This window comes from Stenotrophomonas forensis (genome assembly GCF_028752115.1).
Lineage (GTDB): Bacteria > Pseudomonadota > Gammaproteobacteria > Xanthomonadales > Xanthomonadaceae > Stenotrophomonas > Stenotrophomonas forensis.
Window position 1 is genome coordinate 1,767,512 of record NZ_CP082270.1, and the last position, 16,469, is coordinate 1,783,980.

The window sequence follows — 16,469 nt, forward strand, 5'->3', positions numbered from 1 at the left end:
CTCAACCCAATCCCTGATCGACCCAGCTCTTGATCGAGGCCCAGACCACCGACAGAGGCAGCGACATGCCTTCGGCCAAGTCCATGGTAGCGTCGAGGATGGAGGTTTCGTCTTCGAGATCGACATTCCTGCTGCCGGTCACGGCCTTCCATTGCCGCCACAGCTCCGTGTCCTGTTTCTCGTCCAGCACGGGGTGGCGGCCCTTGCGCTTCGGCAGGCCGAGGATTTCGCGGCGAAGCGCCACCTCCTGGTGGGTCAGGCCATAGAACCGACTGACCATCTCGGTGCTCGCGCCCAGCCTGAGCATGCGATCGACCGTGGCGATTTCCTTCTCCACGTCCTGCGCCTGCTTGAGCAGTCGCCGGAGCACTTCGCGGTTGACCGTCACCGAGCACCAGGAGACGTTAGCGTTGGCGAGCACGCTGATCAGCGCGGGATGCTTGAGGGCGTCCAGTTCTTCCTCGCCAAACCCCATCAGTTTGCACCGGCGCAGTTGCCCATTGCGCAGGTCATAGAGGGCCTGGGCGATGACGGCCTGGTTGAGTGGGTGTGGTGCGGACATGCTGGCCTCCCTCGCTCACATTCCAACGCCTTCAGCGCCGGCTTCAAGGTCGAGCAGGCGCCGGGCCAGCCGCAGCAGCCGGAACAGCTTGACCAGCGAGGTATCGCTCAATCGCTGGGCCGCATCACCCTGGCCGTGCAGCAGCGCCGGCAGTTCGATGACGATTTGCCCGTCGTGCAGGCCGACGTCGGCGGGCCGCTGACCGGCCAGGCACGCTAACAGCGCGAGGACGGCACGGCCCAGCGGTGCCGAGCTTTGGGTGCGGGCCCGGCAGACGAAACCGATACCCTCTGCACGGTCATCAATGCACTCGTCCAGGTCTGCCTCGCCCGCGATTTCGCGGGCGAACTGTGCGATGTGGATGCGCAGGCGCTCGGCTGTGTCCACGCCGGGATCGATGTACCAGACATCGGAGATCGGATAGAGCCCGCCAGCCTGCACAGGGATGGACTGCAAGACACTCGCCGAGAAGTCGAGCGGCAGCGCATCACCCAACTGGTCGGCGACCATGCGCTGAATGGACTGGAGCCGTTCGGTCGTCGGTGCCGGCGAGACGATGTGCTCCCGAAGCAGATCGCCACCCACCGCAGGGTTGGCCGGACTTGCCTGGCTGGCATCCGTGTCGCTCTCGCGCGTCGAAGGCGTTGCCGCAGGTCGGCCTGCAGGCGGCGCTGCGGATGCAGCCCCTGCGATGGGTGGCGCAGTGTTGGCAGGTGGGCGCGCGATGGTTCCCGGCTCCGGCAACGCAGGCGGCGTCGATGGCGGCGTTGGGTCGCTGACCAAGGCGCGCTGCCGGCTCTCGGATTCGGTCATGTCCAGGGCGAGCACGTCGTAATCGACACCCAGCATCTCGGCCATCTGGCCGATCAGCTCGTCCTGTACACGCTGCGCGGAGAACTCGTCGGCCTGGACGTCGAATTGCGACAGCACTTCCTGGAAAAATTCGTCGAAGTCCTGAACCAGTGGGCGACCCTTGGCGTAGCGCTCCCACGCGAGCATGCAGGCTTTGCGCATGACCGACAGGCGTTCGACCTGATGGCGACCGAGACCGCCATAGAGCACGGTGGGGATCGCGGGCAGGAGATACTGCACCGCGTCGTTCATGCGGCTGATGTGCGACTGTTGTACCGGGAAGCCATCGGCGGCGAGGCGGCGGGCCAGCTCGGACTGGCTCAAGGTGGTGCCGCTTTCTTGCTCGTAGAACTCGCGCGCCTTCTCGACGCCGAGGGCGCGCTCGATGAACGTGAGGCCCCCGCGCAATTCGTTCTCGGCCAAGTGGCCGGTCAACATGACGACTTCGCCGCGGCTGGGCCACGGCCGGAACAGGCACGATACACGGAAAAACCGCTCGTCCTTGGTCTCTGACCATAGTTCGCGCAGGATCGCCAGCCGAGTATTTCCACCGTTGCGGATGATGTAGTGGGACTCACCTGGTCGGCGAGTGATGGCCGGCGCTGCGTCCAGACCGCGCTCGCGGATGGACGCCTTGATTTCCTCGTAGGCCGGGTTGCGTTTTTTCCTGGGATCGTGGTCGTAGGGGCGCAACTGATCTAGGGTCACGACCATGGGGGTGTCGGCGATCGGGTCGCTCAAGGTCGAGGCTGACGGGCCGCTGCGCTCGAACCCGGCCGCGAGCAGCTTGCCAGCCATCTGCTGGGAGGTGATCTCAGCCATGGCCGCCTCCCTGCGCTTGGTATCGGGCCTCGCGCTCGGCGCGGCGGATTTGCGCACGGGCATTCAGGGTCGCCCGGTGGTCGCTTGCCGTCGAGCTGGTGTAGATCGCGGCGCAGCCAGGCTTGGTGAACTTGAGGTGGCCGCCAGGCGTGCGTTTGACGTGCCAACCTTCGCCAACCGCGAACTCGATCAGGGCGCGAAGCCGCTTGTGGCCTCGGGCTAGCTCATGTGCGTTCGCCATGGGACCTCCCGGCATCAAGAGGGTGTGGCGGACGGCCGGACACCATGGCAAATCGGTGCCGCCATTGCGGAAATAGTTCGTCTGCGAGGCCGCGCATGGTGTCGAGCGCGGCGAGGGCGACTCTGCCCGGCGGCTGGCGGTATTCGACCCGATGCACTGGCAATCCGCGCGTAGCTGCACGCGGATACGCCTCGATGGCCGGCACGTCGGTGGCCAGCACGCGGATGCCGGCGTGGTCCTGGAAAAGATCGCGCAGGGCCTGCTGGATCAGCCGTGCATTGGCTGACACAGGGTGGACGCGATTGATGAGCAGATGCAGAGGTGGAGGCTCGATGCCCAGGTGCCGGTAGGGCGCAATGTCTTCGAGCAACTGCATGGTGCCGCGCCGCAGCTCGCGCGCCGCGAGAATTTCCGGGGTCACGGGCGACAGCGCGAGGTTGGAGGCGAGCACCGCCATCTCCAGCAGCACCGAGCGCGCACCTTGGGTGTCGATCAGCACCAGGTCATAGAGAGGCGCCAGGACCGGCAAGAGATGGCGCAACCGTAGGCGCCCATCCGGCGTGTGCAGCAGCAAAGTGTTCAGCTCGCCTCGGTGGTCGTTGGAGAGCACCAAGTCCAGGCCCTCGATGTTCGTGCGGGACACAAGCAGCCCGAGGTCGCGCTCGTTGAAGGCCAGCAACTCGTAGATGCCACCAGGTGCGCGGTGGCCTAGCTCGTAGTACGAGGACAAGGTGGGCTGCACGTCGAGGTCGAGCAGCAGTACACGCAGCCCCGCGTCCGCGGCAAGCCCGCCGAGGTTCGCGGCCGTGGTGGTCTTGCCGACGCCACCTTTGGTTGAAATGATGGATACGACCTGCATGGCGTTCTCCGTGTGAGGATGGGAAGTCCGCTGGAGAACGGGTCAGGCCCGGTTGTTGACGCGCTCGGCGATCCACTGATCGATCTCGATGGAGTCCCAACCGACCGCGCGCACGCCCAGGCGCAGCGCCTTCGGGAACAGGCCTTTGCGCATCAGGTTGTAGATGTGGGCGCGTTTGAAACCCGACTTGGTTTCGACTTCATCAAGCCGCAGGATGCGGCGCTCGCTTGCGGGCAGTGCAGGTGTTTGCGACATGGCGGTCACTCCTGAACGCTCAGTGGCGTTTGTTGGCGTGACCTCCATTCAATAGACATGGATGGGAAAAGACATTGCAAATGCAATCTCCGCGATTGCACATACAAGATGGAAAACCTCAGACTGTTGCGCTACGCAGCCGGCGTCTGGCCGTGGCGAACTTGCCGTTTAGCGTCCGCTCCGCGATCCCCATTGCGCCGCTGTGATGGGCGACCAACGCGCTGACCACCGCCTCCTGCGTCTTGAAGCTGGAGTACGGAACGCCGGAAGGCGACTGGCCGAGCATCAGGTCCAGCATGCTGCCGATGATGTTCAGGTAGGTGGCTTCGGCGCGATCACTGATCAGGCACTGTGCGCCAGCAGAGGGCGCCATCTGCTTGAGAAGCGCTCCGTGCTTTTCCTGCAGCTCATGCAGTTGGCGTTTGTACTGGTCCAAGGTGGACTTCAGGGCCAGGCGCTCGACTAGCATCGCCTGCCCAGTTTCCACCGAGATGAAGGGATGGGCGATGCGCTCGCTCCGGGAGAAAAGGAAGCACGGTCGTTGCTCGGGATAGTGCTGGCGCATCCAGCGCTTCAGATCGACGTGGCGCACCGTCAGATCAGGGGAGTCGATCAGCGCGGAATCGCGCGTCGTGATGCCGTTCCGTCCGAAGGGCAGTTCTCCATTGAGGATGCCGTCGAAGATGCGTTCGGTGCAAAGCCGCAGCTCGTCACAACGTGGACAGTCCAACGACTGCGGCAGGCGCCTTGGCGACGAAATCGAAGCCAGGATCACCTGCTCGTATCGCAGCAGCCCGGCCCAGCGGATGGACGCTTCGATCGGGCGATAGAACACCTTTGATGTTGGTGCATCATTCTTGTTCTCGTGCATGCTCCGTCTCCTTCCAGGAGAAGAACTACATGACCGACTCCTTTGTCGCCGACCTCATGGTCGGCCTGTCGCTTGTGTAGGAAGTGGGTCCCGAAGGCCGCTTCGTCATGTGGTTTGAATACTTCTCACCAGTTCGCGCAACTGGTAGTCGTCGTGTGTTCGATGTGCAAAAATCATCGATCAGAAGGTCGAGCATCGGGACGTAGGCTCGACAGCGACGCTCACGCTATCAGGGTCGTGAGAAGTTACGGTTTCTGCAAAACCGTCTAGGTATGACCTGATATGCCAGCGGTCTCAGGAAGCGTGAGGGGGCCGCAATCGTCCTCGAATGTCCAGTCGGACGCAGCAAACCGGCGCCTGTCATGCTTGCCCCGTCATCCTGATATATCGACAAAGAATCGTGTGCGGAAACGCGGTGGCCAGCATGCGCGTTCTTTCAAAGGAGCTTGACCAGAAGGTCGCCTGTGAGTTGTGGTGCAGGCGTTCCTAGGTGGCATCCGAGCTGTGCCATCACCAGAACCATCTGCCTGATCGTCTTCGCGGTGATGGATGCGGGGCAGACGGCCGGGCGTGGATGATGAGTTCGAGGGAGTTGCCTACGACGATGTACCGATCGTGGGTCTGGTGTGCTGAGTGCAGCTCTTTGGACGTCTGTGGAACTCTTTGGACGAATTTGTTGCCGAGGACGAAAAACAAGGCTACAATTGAGGTCTTCGCTGGCCAGCCCAACGAAGAAAGTGATTGGGAAACAACGACTTACTGTCCTAGTACACGTCTCGTTTCCCGCTCCAGATTCAGTAGAAACGCTCCCGCAAGGGGGCGTTTTTTCGTTTGTCGCGATGCTGGCTGCTGCAGTCGCCACAGCCGCGCCACGGCATCTTCATGGAAGGCGTGGTATCAGTGCGCCTGTGGGGAGATTCCGACATCAGTGTCGCAATCGGAATGGCGGGTCGCATCGGTCGTGGGGACGGCCGGACGCGTGAGCCGCGGGATGGGCTCCGGCAAGGCTCAATGGCTTGGAATGTGCACCAGCGTTCTGCGCGTCGCGCGCGCTGAAAGGCTGGCGAAAGGCCAGCATCAGCGTTGCCTGAACCGCACGCGTGTTGTGACGTTTTTCGGACCAATTCTCCATGTTCGCTCCACAATCGCACGGTAGCCTTCATGCTCCTTCTACACGTTGGCGGGCTGGTGGTCAGGCGTATCACTCCAGTGGCAGTGCCCAGGACCGGGCGCGGATCTTCCCTGCAGGCGGTGCTGCGCCCCGGCGCACTGCTGGCCAGCCTGGCCCTGGCAGGTTGCATGTCGGTGCCGGTGCCGGACCTGCCCGGCGGCACGCCCAGCGCCTGGACCCAGCTGCCACAGGGGCAGGGCGTGGCGGTGGACGCCAGGCAATGGTGGAAGGTGCTGGCCGACCCGGCGCTGGATGGCCTGGTGGACCAGGCCATTGCCGGCAACCTCGACCTGCAGCAGGCCACGCTGCGCCTGCAGGCGGTGCGGATCGTCGCCGGCACGTCGGACTCACGCTTCCTGCCGGAGATCTCGGCCAGCGCCAAGCAGGTGCAGGACGCCGCCGCCGTCGATACCTATTTCCATGCGGGCATTGAAGCGATCTGGGACCTGGGCCTGTTCGGTGCCGCCGAGAGTGCGCAGTTGAGCGCGCAGGCTTCGGCCGGCAATGCCGAGGCGCTGCGCAGTGCTGCGCAGGTTGCGGTGATCGCCGACGTGGTGCGCAGCTACCTGGATCTGACCGTGGCGCAGGCCCAGCAGGACCTGCTGGCCCGGCAGCAGGCGGTGGATGATCGCGGCGAGCAGTTGGCGCTGGTTCGCCAGCGCCTGCGCCTGGATGAGCCGGGCGAACTTGATCGGCTGCGGGCTCGCCAGGCAGCCACCCGCGCGGCCACGGCGCAGGCCAGCGAGAATGCGGACAATGCCGCCCGTGCATTGGCCCTGCTGCTGGGCCGCGATGGCCCGGACCCGGCCTGGCGTGCGTATCGCACGCCGCCGAAGCTGGGCGCATTCTCGCTGCAGCAGGTGCCGGCCGACCTGCTGCGTCACCGTCCGCAGATCCTGCTGGCCGAATCGGAAGTGATGCAGGCTGCGGCAAGCAAGGGTTCCGCGCGTGCCGCGATGTATCCGCGGGTCAGCCTCGGCGGTTCGATCCTGTACGCCTACAACCTCACCCAGAACGCCCGCTCCAATTCCGATTCCAGTCCCTCCATCGGCCCGTACATCGATATTCCGCTGTGGGATTGGGGCCAGCGCCGCGCGCGGTTCCATGCCGATGAGAAACAGCTGGATGCCGCGCTGCTCGGCTACCGCAAGGCGGTGCTGGAAGGGGTGAGCGAAGTGGAAGGCGCACTGGGCAGCCTGGCACGCCAGGACAGCAGCATCCAGTCGCTGCGTGCGGCCAATGATGCCGCCGGCCAGCAGGTCAAGCGCCAAGCGCGGCAGGTGCAGTTGGGCCTGTCCAGCGAATTCGATGGCCTCGACACCCAGCGCGCTGCGTTGTCTTCGCAGGCCGATCTGATCGGTGCACAGGGCGCGCGCGTGCTGGCATTCGCCTCCCTGTATCGCGCACTTGGCGGCGCGCCGCTGCCCGTCGAGGGCGAGGGCGAACCGCAATGATCGCGCTGGCGAGGAAAACCCTGGCCTATGAGTGGCGCCGGTTCCTGCCGGTGGTGCTGGCGATGTGCTTCGCCGGCGTGCTGCTGATCGTGCAGGCGGCGCTGGTGCTGGGCATCTTCGGTACCGCCGCGATCTATGTGAAGGCATCCTCCGCCGACATATGGGCCGGTTTCCCGGGCACCCAGAGCGTCAACTACGGCCATGCAATCAGCGCGGATGTGGAAAGCCACCTGCGCATGGACCCGGATGTCACCCGCGTCGAACCCTACGAATGGGTCGATGGCGAATGGCGCTCCAGCGCGCAGGGTACCGGTAACGTGTCGGTCTACCTGTCCGGTATCTCCACCCAGGATGACGCGATGATGTTCGCGCGCATCTTGCCGGCCGACCTGCGCGCGCAGCTGCGCGAGCCGGGCGCGGTGATCGTCGACAGTGCCGATCTGGATACGCTGGGCGTGGACCTGCAGGACAACCGTGCCTGGATCAACGGCAAGGCGGTGCGCGTGGTTGCCGCACAGCCGGGGCTGCGCGGCCTTGGCGGCGTCAACGTGCTGGCGTCGCTGGATACCGCGCGTGCCATTGCCGGTACCGACCCGCATGAAGGCAGTACCTATTTCGTGGCGGGCCTGCGTTCGCCGGAGCTGGCCGACCGCGTGCGCGATCGTCTGGCCGCGTCGATGGGCCAGGCCACGCCGGTCGAGTTCTGGACGGCGCCCGAGTTTGCCAGCCGCTCGCAGCAGTACTGGCTGTTCGATACCGGCGCCGGCATCGCGGTGTTGTTCATGGCGGTCATCGTCTGCTTCGTCGGCGCGGTGATCACCAACCAGTCGTTTGCTTCGGTGGTGGCTGGCTCGGTGCGCGAATACGCCACGCTCAATGCGCTTGGCGCCGGCCGCTACGCGCTGGCGCGGGTGGTGTTCGAGCAGGCGCTGCTGATCGGTGGGGTCGGCATGTTGCTGGCGGCGGCGTTCAGCACCGTCGTGCTGTTGATCGCGCAGACCCAGCGCGTGCCGGTGCAGCTGACGCCGATGGTCATCATCGGTTGCGTGGCGCTGGTCGCGGTGATGGCCATGCTGTCCAGCATCATGGCGGTCCGCAGCGTGGTCCGCTCCGATCCATCGTTGCTGCTGCGTTGAGGACCGGTCGATGACTTCCACACCCGCCGTCGCCCCGACCCTGCAGGCCGACGCACTGGAAAAGGGCTTCATGTCCGGCGATGTGCAGGTACCGGTGCTGCGCGGTCTGTCGCTGGACATCTACCCCGGCGAGCTGACCCTGGTGTCGGGCCCGTCCGGCTGCGGCAAGAGCACGCTGTTGTCGCTGCTGTCCGGCCTGTCTTCACCCGATGGTGGCCGCGTGCATGCGCTGGGCCAGGATGTGGGTCACATGAGCCGCAGCGAGGTGGAGCGTTTCCGCCTGCACCATGTCGGCTTTGTGTTCCAGGGCTTCAACCTGTTCCCGGCGCTGACCGCGCTTGAGCAGGTGCAGCTGCCGCTGGGCTACCGTGGCATGAGCAATCGCGAAAGCGAGCCGCTGGCCCGCAGGGCGCTGGAAGAAGTCGGCCTCAGCCACCGCAGCCATATGCGCCCGGCGCAGCTGTCCGGCGGCGAGAAGCAGCGCGTTGCCGTCGCCCGCGCCTTCGCCAAATCACCGACGCTGATCTTCGCCGATGAACCCACCAGCGCGCTGGACGCCGAGAACGGCCAGCGCGTGATCGACATTCTGCATCGCTACGCACGTGCGCATGGCGCCACCGTGCTGTGCGTGAGCCACGATCCGCGCCTGATCCGGCATGCCGATCGGGTGATCGCCATGGAAGACGGCATGGTCCGTGATGACCGCCGCCAGAACGAAACTGTAGAGTCCGCCCCATGACCAAGACGTCGCACCTGCTTCCCCTCAGCCTGGCCCTGTCCGCGGCATTGCTGCTTGGCGCCTGTTCCAAAGACGCGCCCGCCCAGGCACCTGCAGCTAAGGCAAGCACGGCCACCGCCGGCAAGGTCGCGGTGGCACGCGGCATCATCGACGTCGAGGGTGGCCTGATCGCGTTGGCGCCGCCGGTGGATGGCTCGATCACCGCCGCACCGGTGAAGGAGGGCGCCACGGTGAAGAAGGGACAGTTGCTGCTGTCGCTGGATGGTGCCCTGCTGCAGCAGGAGGTGGCGATGGCCACCGCCGATCTCGCCCTGGCCAATGACCGTCTGAAGGGCAGCCAGGCGCAGCTGCGCGAACTGGAGCGCAACGCCACCCGCCTGTCCACCGGCGCCAGCGAAGGCGTGTCGTCCAACCAGCAGGCCGACGCGGCCAAGCAGCAGCTGGCCGGCGTGCGTGCCGACGTCGACGTGGCCGGCGCGCAGGTCGACATGGCCCAGCACAAGCTGGAACACGCCAGACTGAAACTGCAGCAGATGTCGCTGAGCGCGCCCGAAGCCGGCACCGTGGTCGGACAGGTGCCGGGGCTGGGCGCCTTCGTGCAGGCTGGCAAGCCCGCGATCTCGCTGCTGCCGGCGCGTCCGCTGCAGGTGCGCGCCGAACTCAGCGCCGCCTATGCCGATGCCGTGCAGGTGGGCATGAAGGCCACCGTGGTGCCGGACAGTGACGGTGCCGAGAACACCAGTACGCTGCCGTCCGCACACGTGGTGCGCATCAGCCCGGTGTTCGCGCAGGCACGCCTGCCCGAAGACGCGGGGCGCGGTGTGGCCAAGGTGGTGGAGTGCGTGCTGGAGTTCGACGGCGCGGCCAAGGCGCGCTTCGGCCAGCATGTGCGGGTGGAGTTCCGGAAGTAACCCTAGCGTTGCAGCGGGGCCGGGCCGTCTCCCGCGCGGTGCCTGAGCGCCCGCCAGGCACTCACTGCTGATACCCCGCACAGTGCCAGCAGCAGTCCCACGTCGAGCAGCAGCAACCACAGCAGATGCATGCCGTGCACGGGTGGCTGGTGCATGGCCGACAGCATCCACGGTACCGACCACGCCAGCAGCAGGGCGAAGGCGATCAGCAGGCGCAGCCACAGCCGCTTCAGTTTCCAGGGCCGCACGATGAGTGCGGTCACCACCAGCTCCACCGTTCCGAGCAGCGCGAACACGATGACGCTGCTGGTGGGGTAGCGCGGCTCGACGCCTTCGAGGCGATGCAGCAGCCAGTAGTCAGGGGTGAAGCCGGCATTGACCAGCGCGGCGATCAGCGCCAGCCAGGTGAGCGAGACCAGCAGCCAGAACAGGCGGACGTAGCGTCTAGGCATCGGCGATGTCCGTGGTGGGGCGTGAGGTTCCGAGCGACGAATAACGTAGGCTCACCGCGATGGCGCCCAGCGCCAGCAGGCCGGGCCCGATGGTGAAGTACAATAGGCGCAGCGGGTGGTTGTGCATCAGCGTCCAGGTCGCGAACGCCAGCGGGATCGCCAGTACCAGCAGCTTCGCGAACAGTGGCCGCAGGGCTGCGATCAATGGCTGGGCGGCAAGGAACATCCAGAACAGGTGGAACTGGGCGATGCCCAGGCCGATGTCGCGATGGGAGGTGAATCCGAAATGGTCGCGATAGGTATTCATCCCCAGCGGAATCAGCGCCCAGTACAGCAGCGCCACCAGCAGGTGCAGCAGCAGGGCGATCAACAGGGGCTTGCCGCGAAGGAACATGGCCGAAAGCAACTGGGCGGGGCAGCGTACCCCAGCGCGGACGCCCGTGACCGCATCGTGTGAAGACTGTTGACGACGTGAAGGAATTTGGACACAATAGCGCTCCTTCGACGCAGGTCGAAGAATCTGCGGGAATAGCTCAGTTGGTAGAGCGCAACCTTGCCAAGGTTGAGGTCGCGAGTTCGAGTCTCGTTTCCCGCTCCAGATTCTACAGGGCCCCGGTAGGGGCCTTGTTTTTCTGCCGCCACGGCAAGGCGGGGCACGTTGGGCCACAAGGCTTTGCGCGCAGTCAGAAAAGTGAAATCGCTGGTGTGTGTCCCGGATTTCCGGTACCATGTCGGCTTACGCGGGAATAGCTCAGTTGGTAGAGCGCAACCTTGCCAAGGTTGAGGTCGCGAGTTCGAGTCTCGTTTCCCGCTCCATATTCCGACAGGCCCCATCTTGGGGTTTTGTCTTGTCAGGGGCTTCGTTCCTGGCGCGCAGTACGTTGGCCTCATGGCAGAGTGGCTATGCACCGGATTGCAAATCCGTTTACAGCGGTTCGATTCCGCTTGAGGCCTCCAATTGAAAAGCCCTGACTCCGGTCAGGGCTTTTTTATTTCTGCGTAGCGCACCTGCGGCGTGGCCCTGCCAAACTTCATGTACGTCGCTGGGACTGGACTGCTAGGCTGACCACTGCGCATGAACGCCTGCAGGAACCAGGGATGTTGATCCGGCCACTGCAACACGACGACGCGGACACGCTGTGGGCGGCCCGCCTGCAGGCGCTGCGTGAATCACCCGCTGCGTTCCTTTCCACGCTGGCCGAGGCCAGCGGTGAGACCGCACAGGTGATGCGGACTCAACTCGATGACGCCCATACCCGTTACTTCGGCGCCTTTGACCAGGCACAGCTGGTTGGCTTCCTGCGCTATGTGCGGCCCGTACGTTTGTCACGGCGGCACACGGCGGAAATTCACAGCGTCCACGTGAGCGCAGGGCATCGTGGGCACGGAATCGCCCGGCAGCTGTTCCTTGGGGCATTTGCCGCCGCACGCGCGGAGGACATCGAGTCGCTCACCCTCACGGTGCTGGCAGACAACGCTGCCGCGCGCGCACTGTACGCGTCGCTGGGATTCATCGAATCCGGCACCGAGCCGCGCGCGGTGAAGCGCGATGGCCGCTACGTGGACATGGTGTCGTACTGGATTGCACTGGCCTGACGGCCGAGGGGGCCTGCGAAATGCCAGGACAGCCCGGCGGCACGTGCAGGCATCCCCGATCCGCCGTATCGTGCGTTGGTGATCCATTGCGAACCAGGGAGAGGTGAGGGATGAAGGGAATTCTGCTTGCGGTAGCCCTGATGGCGGGTAGCGCGCCGCTGGCGTCGGCCCAGGTCTACAAATGCAAGGGCGCATCCGGGGAAACGGTGTACAGCCAGAATCCGTGCGCGGCCGGTGCTGAGCCGATGAAGCTGCGGTCCACCCGTCCCTCGACCGAATCTGCGGGGGAGGCGTCGAACCGCGCCGCCGTGTACCAGAACACCGCGCTGGCGGACGCCGGTATCGCCGAGCGCAACTGCGTGCAGGGCGAGCGCTCCCGCATCTACGGCCCGTTGGAGTCACGCAGCCAACAGGTGGGCCGCCAGATCGCTGAACTGAACCGGCAACTGGCTACGGCCGGCACCAACCTCGCTGGTGCCACCCAGGATTCAGGCATTCGTGCACAGATCGCCAGCCTGCAGCAGTCGATGAGTGCGGAGCGGGTTGCCGCGGACACCCAGATGTCGAACGCACGCGAGCAGTGCGCTGCGACTCGCCGCGAGCGGGAGCGCTCGGTGCGCGACACGTTCAGCAACACGCCCGCGACCACGCGCTGATCCGCCCGCTACGCCGGAGCCCGCTCCGGCGTCTGCGCCCGGAAGTTGCGCGCGACGGGTTCGCCGACGCCCAGGTAGTGCCGGAACAGATAGATCAGCGGTTTCCAGCGTGCCACGTCAATATGCTGCGTGCCGGCCTGGGTGATGTCCTCATGGGCATGCACGCAGCGGATCCGCCCCTCGGCAATCACGAAGTGCTGGCCATCGTCCTCACTGGGTGCGTGCATTGCCATTACGGTGACTTCCACCTGCAGCGGGCATTCGGCAATGGTCGCAGGTGCCACCTGAGCGGACGGCACGGCGCTGAATCCGCCCAGCGCGAACTTGTCGCGGATATGCACATAGCCCATCGCCTGCTTGGCATCGGGCACAGGGTCGCGCCCGGTCGCGCGTGCGATGGCTTCCACCTGCGCGGCCTGGGTGTGGCACGGGAAGTTCAACACGCACTCGTTGCGCAACTGCAGGTTGCGATAGCCCTGGCCCTGCGTGCCGAGCCCCAGCACGACCCGGTTGCCCAGTGCCCAGAACGAAGAGAGCGGGCTGATGTTGCTGCTGCCGTCTGGATTGAGCGTGGTCATCAGCAGTACCGGCGTGCCCGGGTACAGGACCGAAGGGGTGATGCGCCGGCGCGGGATCGAAGGATTCGTCACTGCGGTTCTCGGAAGAGCGGGGCGATGACTGTGCGCCGAGGTGGGCCGGCAATGCTTCGGCCTGCATCGAACTGTCAGCCGGGCCTTGCATGCCACAATGCCGGCATGGTCCACACCTCCGGTTCCCTTGTCAGTGTCGGCGCCCTGGTCGGTGACCAGGCGCGCGCCGCGATGCTGCTGCAGCTGATGGATGGCCGCGCCTACACCGCGATGGAACTGGCACGTGTGGCCGGGGTGACGCCGCAGACGGCGAGCACGCATCTGCGTCGCCTGATCGAAGGCGATCTGCTGGTCGCCATCCCGCAGGGCCGCCATCGCTACCATCGGCTGGCGTCCACCGAGGTCGCGGACATGCTGGAAGGTATCCTGCGGGTTGCCGACCGCACGCCATCCTGCACCGCTGCTGCGTCGCGCAGCATGCCGGCGTTGCGCAAGGCACGCTCGTGCTACCGGCACCTGGCCGGTGTACATGCCGTGGCCATTACCGAACGCCTGCTGCAGGCCGGGCACCTGCTTGCGTTCGAGGACCATTGGGGGGTGAGTGCAGAGGGCGCCGTATTCCTGGCGCAACTCGGCCAGCCGCTGGCCGAGGTGTTGCAGCGCCCCGCGACCGGCAAGCCCGCACGCTATTGCCGGGGCTGCCTGGATTGCACGGAGCGGCGCCCGCATCTGGCCGGCCTGGTCGGTGAGGCGATGCTGGACAGCTTCGTGAAGAATGACTGGCTGCGGCGCGTTGAAGGTCGGCGCGAACTTCGGCTGACACCGACGGGGCGCGAGGCGCTGTGGAAGCGGTTCGGCCTGGCAACCTGAGCTGTACCAGCCAGTCTCATCCGACCGCGACATGGGGAGGCGCTATGGTCAGGTTCCAAGTCTTAGGGAGCTGCAATGGCGAGCAAGAACATGATGGACCGCAATACGCAGCCGGAATGCCGGCGATGAGCAAATCCGCTGCGGAAGTACGCTGGCTGACGTTCCGGCTGATGAACGGCCAGTCGATCGGGCCCGACCGGTTGAAGGATGGGTGGGTGATCGCTTCGGAGACCCGGCACTGCGGGGTGCGTCGCGAGGCCATCGAAGGTGCGGGCGTGGTCTACGCGCTGTACGCACCGGCCAATCTGGCCTCGCCGCGCCGCGCGGAAATGCGCATGCGCGAGTTCCTGATGAGTTCGGGCTACACCTTCACCATGGGTACGCTGGGCGGCTGACGCCGCCCATTGCATTTACGGGCGCACCGTCAGCGCCTGGCCGAGTGTTCCGATCGGGCCGCGTGCATCATGCAGCACGGTGCTGGTCAGGCCGATGCCCTGGCGGCCGAACGACACCGACGTGTCGAAGCCCAGCCACTCGCCTTCGGGCACGCCGAACAGGTGAGCGGTGAGATCCAGGTTCGGGAAGGCCACCTCCTTCGGATCGGCACGTACCGCCATGCCGTTGGACAGGTCGAACAGCGTCGCGGCGCGGGCCAATGGGCTGACCGTCTCGCTATCCAGCAGCGGCTGCGTTGCGCGCGCCCAGTAGGTTGCGCGGCCGGGCCCCTGATCGTGGCGACGGATCTCGATGCTCTGGATGAAGCCACCGGGCCAGACCGTGCCCGGGTCCCATGCCGGCATCGACTCCGGTGGAGTTATGCCTGGAATCGGCGTGCCGGCGATGGCCTCGGTGTCATTCGGGCGCATCAACCAGGCGCGCGCGCGCAGAGCCGGGCGATCGTCATGCCGCAGCGTGGCCTCGACCAGTTCGATGGTGCGGCCGCTTCGCAGCACCTGTACGTCGGCCTCCATCGCTTCGATCGGAATGGTGCCGAGGATGTCGTAGGACAGGCGCGCGATCAGGAAGCCATGGCCCCGCGCCGCGGCATCACGCTCCAGGTGGTGGGCGAGCAGGCCGATCGCCGGCGCGATGTGCTGCTCGCGGATGTTCCAGGCGCCGCCGGTATGTTCGGTCGGCAGGTAGCGGGTTTCGCTCAGTCGTTTGAAGAAGGCCATCGGGTGCGTTGCTTCAGCAGGGAAGGGCGGCGGCAGGAACTCCACCGGTCTCTGCATCGTAAGCGTTCGGCACCGCAGCGGGCGGAGCCGGCCCCCGCAGGAGCAGTCTTTCCAGCGCGGCCTTGACGCACCGCGACACGCGTTGTTTTCACCGCTGTGCAGCCTTCAACGCCTCGACCACGTCGGCTTCAGAGAAGCCGCAATGCCCTTCGCCCGCCGCAGGCAACACCCGTGGCAAGGGCCGTGCGCCGGCGCGCGCGGCCAGCTGCGGATACACCGCCTGCATGCGCGGCACGATGGTGGGATCGTTGTGGTTGAACTGGATCACCAGCGGTCGCTTCAAGGCGCCGCTCAGTGCCAGCGTCGCGCGGACATCGGCCTGCGCGGCAGGCACGGCATCGACACGCTGCACACCGGCATTGAACGCCGTATCGTCACCGAAGCCGCGGTAGACCACGCCCCTGTTGCCCACCGGCATGCCGCCACTGCGCGTGGCCAGTTCGTGCAGGACCAGTGCGTGCAGGCTGATCGTACCGGCCAGCGCATCCGTAGAGACCTGCAACTGCCTGGCCAGCACGGCGGCATGTTCCGGGTTCCGCTGCAGCGCATTGGCAATGCCTTGATACAGGGTTGCCTGTGGCAGCACGGCCGCTTCCGTCGAGGCGAGCCCAGCAGCTGGCAGGCCTTCTGCTTCGGGGAAGAAGTAATCGAACGCGACCAATGTGGTCAGCAGGTCGGCGGCGATCTGCTCACCACTGAGGTTGGCGCCGCACAGCGAGGCGCCCCCGGCGTAGTGCTGCGGATATCGCTCGAGGCTGGCGATGGCCACCGCGCCGCCCATCGAGAACCCGAGCAGCCAGGTGTGGCGCACGCGCTTGAGTTCGTCCAGCGCGTGCTGGCGCAGGCGCTCCATGTCGGTGATCGCATTGGCCACTGCCCAGCCCTGGCTGGAATACGCGCTCTGCGCGACGGCGTAACCGGCGGCCAGCAGTGTTGCGGTGCTGTCGTTGGCGGCCATCGGGGTGGTGCGCGGCACGCCCACCGGCTCATAGCCATGCGCCAGCATCACCAGGTCGCCGTTCCAGCTGGCCGGCACGTCCAGGCGCCACGGCGCTCCCTGCAGTTCGCCACTGAGCGCGCGTGGTGCAGTCGCTGGTGCGGCCAGCAACGATGTCGACGGCAGCAGCAGGCCGAGAGCGAAGGCGCAACGAAGCAAGCAACGCATCGTGGTTGTTCCATCCGGGAATGGCGCCGAGC

General features: G+C 65.8%; 19 protein-coding genes and 3 tRNA genes. 11 read left to right on the forward strand and 11 right to left on the reverse strand.

From position 1 onward, the window contains the following. Window position 1: 1 nt before the first annotated feature. The 6 genes from K5L94_RS08315 to K5L94_RS08340 form a co-directional block, all read right to left on the reverse strand. Window positions 2–562: a DUF2857 domain-containing protein gene (locus tag K5L94_RS08315; protein WP_023093474.1), complete on the reverse strand. Its 561-nt coding sequence runs from the start codon at window positions 560–562 to the stop codon at window positions 2–4. Window positions 563–577: 15 nt separating this feature from the next. Continuing rightward, complete coding sequence (locus K5L94_RS08320; RefSeq protein ID WP_028690965.1) at window positions 578–2,236, reverse strand: ParB family protein; 1,659 nt, start codon at window positions 2,234–2,236, stop codon at window positions 578–580. Then, window positions 2,229–2,477, reverse strand: coding sequence for a hypothetical protein (locus K5L94_RS08325; protein WP_019726333.1), 249 nt, complete (start codon window positions 2,475–2,477; stop codon window positions 2,229–2,231). Before K5L94_RS08325 ends, K5L94_RS08320 begins: the two co-directional genes overlap by 8 nt. Then, window positions 2,461–3,336, reverse strand: a complete 876-nt coding sequence (locus K5L94_RS08330; RefSeq protein WP_028690966.1) for a ParA family protein — start codon at window positions 3,334–3,336, stop codon at window positions 2,461–2,463. The genes K5L94_RS08325 and K5L94_RS08330 overlap by 17 nt, the downstream gene beginning before the upstream one ends. 42 nt (window positions 3,337–3,378) lie before the next feature. Beyond that, entirely contained in the window at window positions 3,379–3,591 is a 213-nt protein-coding gene (locus K5L94_RS08335; protein WP_009459729.1) for an AlpA family transcriptional regulator, read from the reverse strand. Window positions 3,592–3,709: 118 nt separating this feature from the next. After that, window positions 3,710–4,462, reverse strand: a complete 753-nt coding sequence (locus K5L94_RS08340; RefSeq protein WP_028690967.1) for a hypothetical protein — start codon at window positions 4,460–4,462, stop codon at window positions 3,710–3,712. A 1,161-nt stretch (window positions 4,463–5,623) separates the two neighbouring features. Between K5L94_RS08340 and K5L94_RS08345 the strand changes: the two genes are divergently transcribed. Genes K5L94_RS08345 through K5L94_RS08360 form a run of 4 tightly spaced genes read left to right on the forward strand, consistent with a single transcriptional unit; the run spans window position 5,624 to window position 9,873 of the window. Beyond that, window positions 5,624–7,087 carry an efflux transporter outer membrane subunit gene (locus K5L94_RS08345; RefSeq protein ID WP_274512404.1) on the forward strand — a complete coding sequence of 488 codons (1,464 nt, stop codon included), beginning with the start codon at window positions 5,624–5,626 and terminating at the stop codon, window positions 7,085–7,087. After that, window positions 7,084–8,223 (forward strand): ABC transporter permease, encoded by a 1,140-nt coding sequence (locus K5L94_RS08350; RefSeq protein WP_053512099.1) that lies wholly within the window; start codon window positions 7,084–7,086, stop codon window positions 8,221–8,223. Before K5L94_RS08345 ends, K5L94_RS08350 begins: the two co-directional genes overlap by 4 nt. A gap of 10 nt (window positions 8,224–8,233) precedes the next feature. After that, entirely contained in the window at window positions 8,234–8,962 is a 729-nt protein-coding gene (locus K5L94_RS08355) for an ABC transporter ATP-binding protein (protein WP_053449314.1), read from the forward strand. Next, window positions 8,959–9,873, forward strand: a complete 915-nt coding sequence (locus K5L94_RS08360) for an HlyD family secretion protein (protein WP_274512405.1) — start codon at window positions 8,959–8,961, stop codon at window positions 9,871–9,873. Before K5L94_RS08355 ends, K5L94_RS08360 begins: the two co-directional genes overlap by 4 nt. Before the next feature lie 2 nt (window positions 9,874–9,875). Here the strand turns inward: K5L94_RS08360 and K5L94_RS08365 are convergent, their stop codons facing one another. Together K5L94_RS08365 and K5L94_RS08370 are read right to left on the reverse strand one after the other, a co-directional pair. Then, window positions 9,876–10,325: a hypothetical protein gene (locus K5L94_RS08365; protein ID WP_180878742.1), complete on the reverse strand. Its 450-nt coding sequence runs from the start codon at window positions 10,323–10,325 to the stop codon at window positions 9,876–9,878. Then, window positions 10,318–10,719, reverse strand: a complete 402-nt coding sequence (locus tag K5L94_RS08370) for a hypothetical protein (protein WP_053512095.1) — start codon at window positions 10,717–10,719, stop codon at window positions 10,318–10,320. The genes K5L94_RS08365 and K5L94_RS08370 overlap by 8 nt, the downstream gene beginning before the upstream one ends. A gap of 128 nt (window positions 10,720–10,847) precedes the next feature. Between K5L94_RS08370 and K5L94_RS08375 the strand changes: the two genes are divergently transcribed. The 5 genes from K5L94_RS08375 (at window position 10,848) to K5L94_RS08395 (ending at window position 12,577) form a co-directional block, all read left to right on the forward strand. Then, a tRNA-Gly gene (locus K5L94_RS08375) sits at window positions 10,848–10,923 on the forward strand. A 142-nt stretch (window positions 10,924–11,065) separates the two neighbouring features. Then, a tRNA-Gly gene (locus K5L94_RS08380) sits at window positions 11,066–11,141 on the forward strand. Window positions 11,142–11,208: 67 nt separating this feature from the next. Beyond that, window positions 11,209–11,282 (forward strand) — tRNA-Cys (locus K5L94_RS08385). Between the two features lie 141 nt (window positions 11,283–11,423). Next, on the forward strand, window positions 11,424–11,921 hold the full coding sequence (locus tag K5L94_RS08390; protein ID WP_274512406.1) for a GNAT family N-acetyltransferase: 498 nt from the start codon (window positions 11,424–11,426) through the stop codon (window positions 11,919–11,921). A 110-nt stretch (window positions 11,922–12,031) separates the two neighbouring features. Continuing rightward, a complete protein-coding gene (locus K5L94_RS08395) occupies window positions 12,032–12,577 on the forward strand; it encodes a DUF4124 domain-containing protein (RefSeq protein WP_053449320.1) in 546 nt (181 codons plus the stop codon). An 8-nt stretch (window positions 12,578–12,585) separates the two neighbouring features. On the opposite strand, the gene K5L94_RS08400 is transcribed toward K5L94_RS08395, so the two are convergent. Further along, window positions 12,586–13,227 carry a flavin reductase family protein gene (locus K5L94_RS08400; protein WP_274512407.1) on the reverse strand — a complete coding sequence of 214 codons (642 nt, stop codon included), beginning with the start codon at window positions 13,225–13,227 and terminating at the stop codon, window positions 12,586–12,588. 105 nt (window positions 13,228–13,332) lie between these two features. Between K5L94_RS08400 and K5L94_RS08405 the strand changes: the two genes are divergently transcribed. Next, a complete protein-coding gene (locus K5L94_RS08405; protein ID WP_180878740.1) occupies window positions 13,333–14,037 on the forward strand; it encodes an ArsR/SmtB family transcription factor in 705 nt (234 codons plus the stop codon). Window positions 14,038–14,162: 125 nt separating this feature from the next. Next, the gene (locus K5L94_RS08410) at window positions 14,163–14,432 is read left to right on the forward strand and encodes a hypothetical protein (protein WP_008267735.1); all 270 of its coding nucleotides are present in this window, start codon (window positions 14,163–14,165) and stop codon (window positions 14,430–14,432) included. Between the two features lie 15 nt (window positions 14,433–14,447). Here the strand turns inward: K5L94_RS08410 and K5L94_RS08415 are convergent, their stop codons facing one another. Next, a complete protein-coding gene (locus K5L94_RS08415; RefSeq protein ID WP_164240761.1) occupies window positions 14,448–15,212 on the reverse strand; it encodes a thioesterase family protein in 765 nt (254 codons plus the stop codon). Between the two features lie 148 nt (window positions 15,213–15,360). Next, the gene (locus K5L94_RS08420) at window positions 15,361–16,437 is read right to left on the reverse strand and encodes an alpha/beta hydrolase family protein (RefSeq protein ID WP_274512408.1); all 1,077 of its coding nucleotides are present in this window, start codon (window positions 16,435–16,437) and stop codon (window positions 15,361–15,363) included. Between the last annotated feature and the right edge of the window lie 32 nt (window positions 16,438–16,469).

What these genes read in the sequence shown, in the direction of transcription:
- K5L94_RS08360 (WP_274512405.1), top strand. Translation starts at nt 8,959, where the DNA reads ATGACCAAGACGTCGCACCTGCTTCCCCTCAGCCTGGCCCTGTCCGCG.
- K5L94_RS08325 (WP_019726333.1), bottom strand. Translation starts at nt 2,477, where the DNA reads ATGGCGAACGCACATGAGCTAGCCCGAGGCCACAAGCGGCTTCGCGCC.
- K5L94_RS08340 (WP_028690967.1), bottom strand. Translation starts at nt 4,462, where the DNA reads ATGCACGAGAACAAGAATGATGCACCAACATCAAAGGTGTTCTATCGC.
- K5L94_RS08415 (WP_164240761.1), bottom strand. Translation starts at nt 15,212, where the DNA reads ATGGCCTTCTTCAAACGACTGAGCGAAACCCGCTACCTGCCGACCGAA.
- K5L94_RS08345 (WP_274512404.1), top strand. Translation starts at nt 5,624, where the DNA reads ATGCTCCTTCTACACGTTGGCGGGCTGGTGGTCAGGCGTATCACTCCA.
- K5L94_RS08315 (WP_023093474.1), bottom strand. Translation starts at nt 562, where the DNA reads ATGTCCGCACCACACCCACTCAACCAGGCCGTCATCGCCCAGGCCCTC.
- K5L94_RS08390 (WP_274512406.1), top strand. Translation starts at nt 11,424, where the DNA reads ATGTTGATCCGGCCACTGCAACACGACGACGCGGACACGCTGTGGGCG.
- K5L94_RS08395 (WP_053449320.1), top strand. Translation starts at nt 12,032, where the DNA reads ATGAAGGGAATTCTGCTTGCGGTAGCCCTGATGGCGGGTAGCGCGCCG.
- K5L94_RS08320 (WP_028690965.1), bottom strand. Translation starts at nt 2,236, where the DNA reads ATGGCTGAGATCACCTCCCAGCAGATGGCTGGCAAGCTGCTCGCGGCC.
- K5L94_RS08420 (WP_274512408.1), bottom strand. Translation starts at nt 16,437, where the DNA reads ATGCGTTGCTTGCTTCGTTGCGCCTTCGCTCTCGGCCTGCTGCTGCCG.
- K5L94_RS08350 (WP_053512099.1), top strand. Translation starts at nt 7,084, where the DNA reads ATGATCGCGCTGGCGAGGAAAACCCTGGCCTATGAGTGGCGCCGGTTC.
- K5L94_RS08365 (WP_180878742.1), bottom strand. Translation starts at nt 10,325, where the DNA reads ATGCCTAGACGCTACGTCCGCCTGTTCTGGCTGCTGGTCTCGCTCACC.
- K5L94_RS08370 (WP_053512095.1), bottom strand. Translation starts at nt 10,719, where the DNA reads ATGTTCCTTCGCGGCAAGCCCCTGTTGATCGCCCTGCTGCTGCACCTG.
- K5L94_RS08410 (WP_008267735.1), top strand. Translation starts at nt 14,163, where the DNA reads ATGAGCAAATCCGCTGCGGAAGTACGCTGGCTGACGTTCCGGCTGATG.
- K5L94_RS08405 (WP_180878740.1), top strand. Translation starts at nt 13,333, where the DNA reads ATGGTCCACACCTCCGGTTCCCTTGTCAGTGTCGGCGCCCTGGTCGGT.
- K5L94_RS08355 (WP_053449314.1), top strand. Translation starts at nt 8,234, where the DNA reads ATGACTTCCACACCCGCCGTCGCCCCGACCCTGCAGGCCGACGCACTG.
- K5L94_RS08335 (WP_009459729.1), bottom strand. Translation starts at nt 3,591, where the DNA reads ATGTCGCAAACACCTGCACTGCCCGCAAGCGAGCGCCGCATCCTGCGG.
- K5L94_RS08330 (WP_028690966.1), bottom strand. Translation starts at nt 3,336, where the DNA reads ATGCAGGTCGTATCCATCATTTCAACCAAAGGTGGCGTCGGCAAGACC.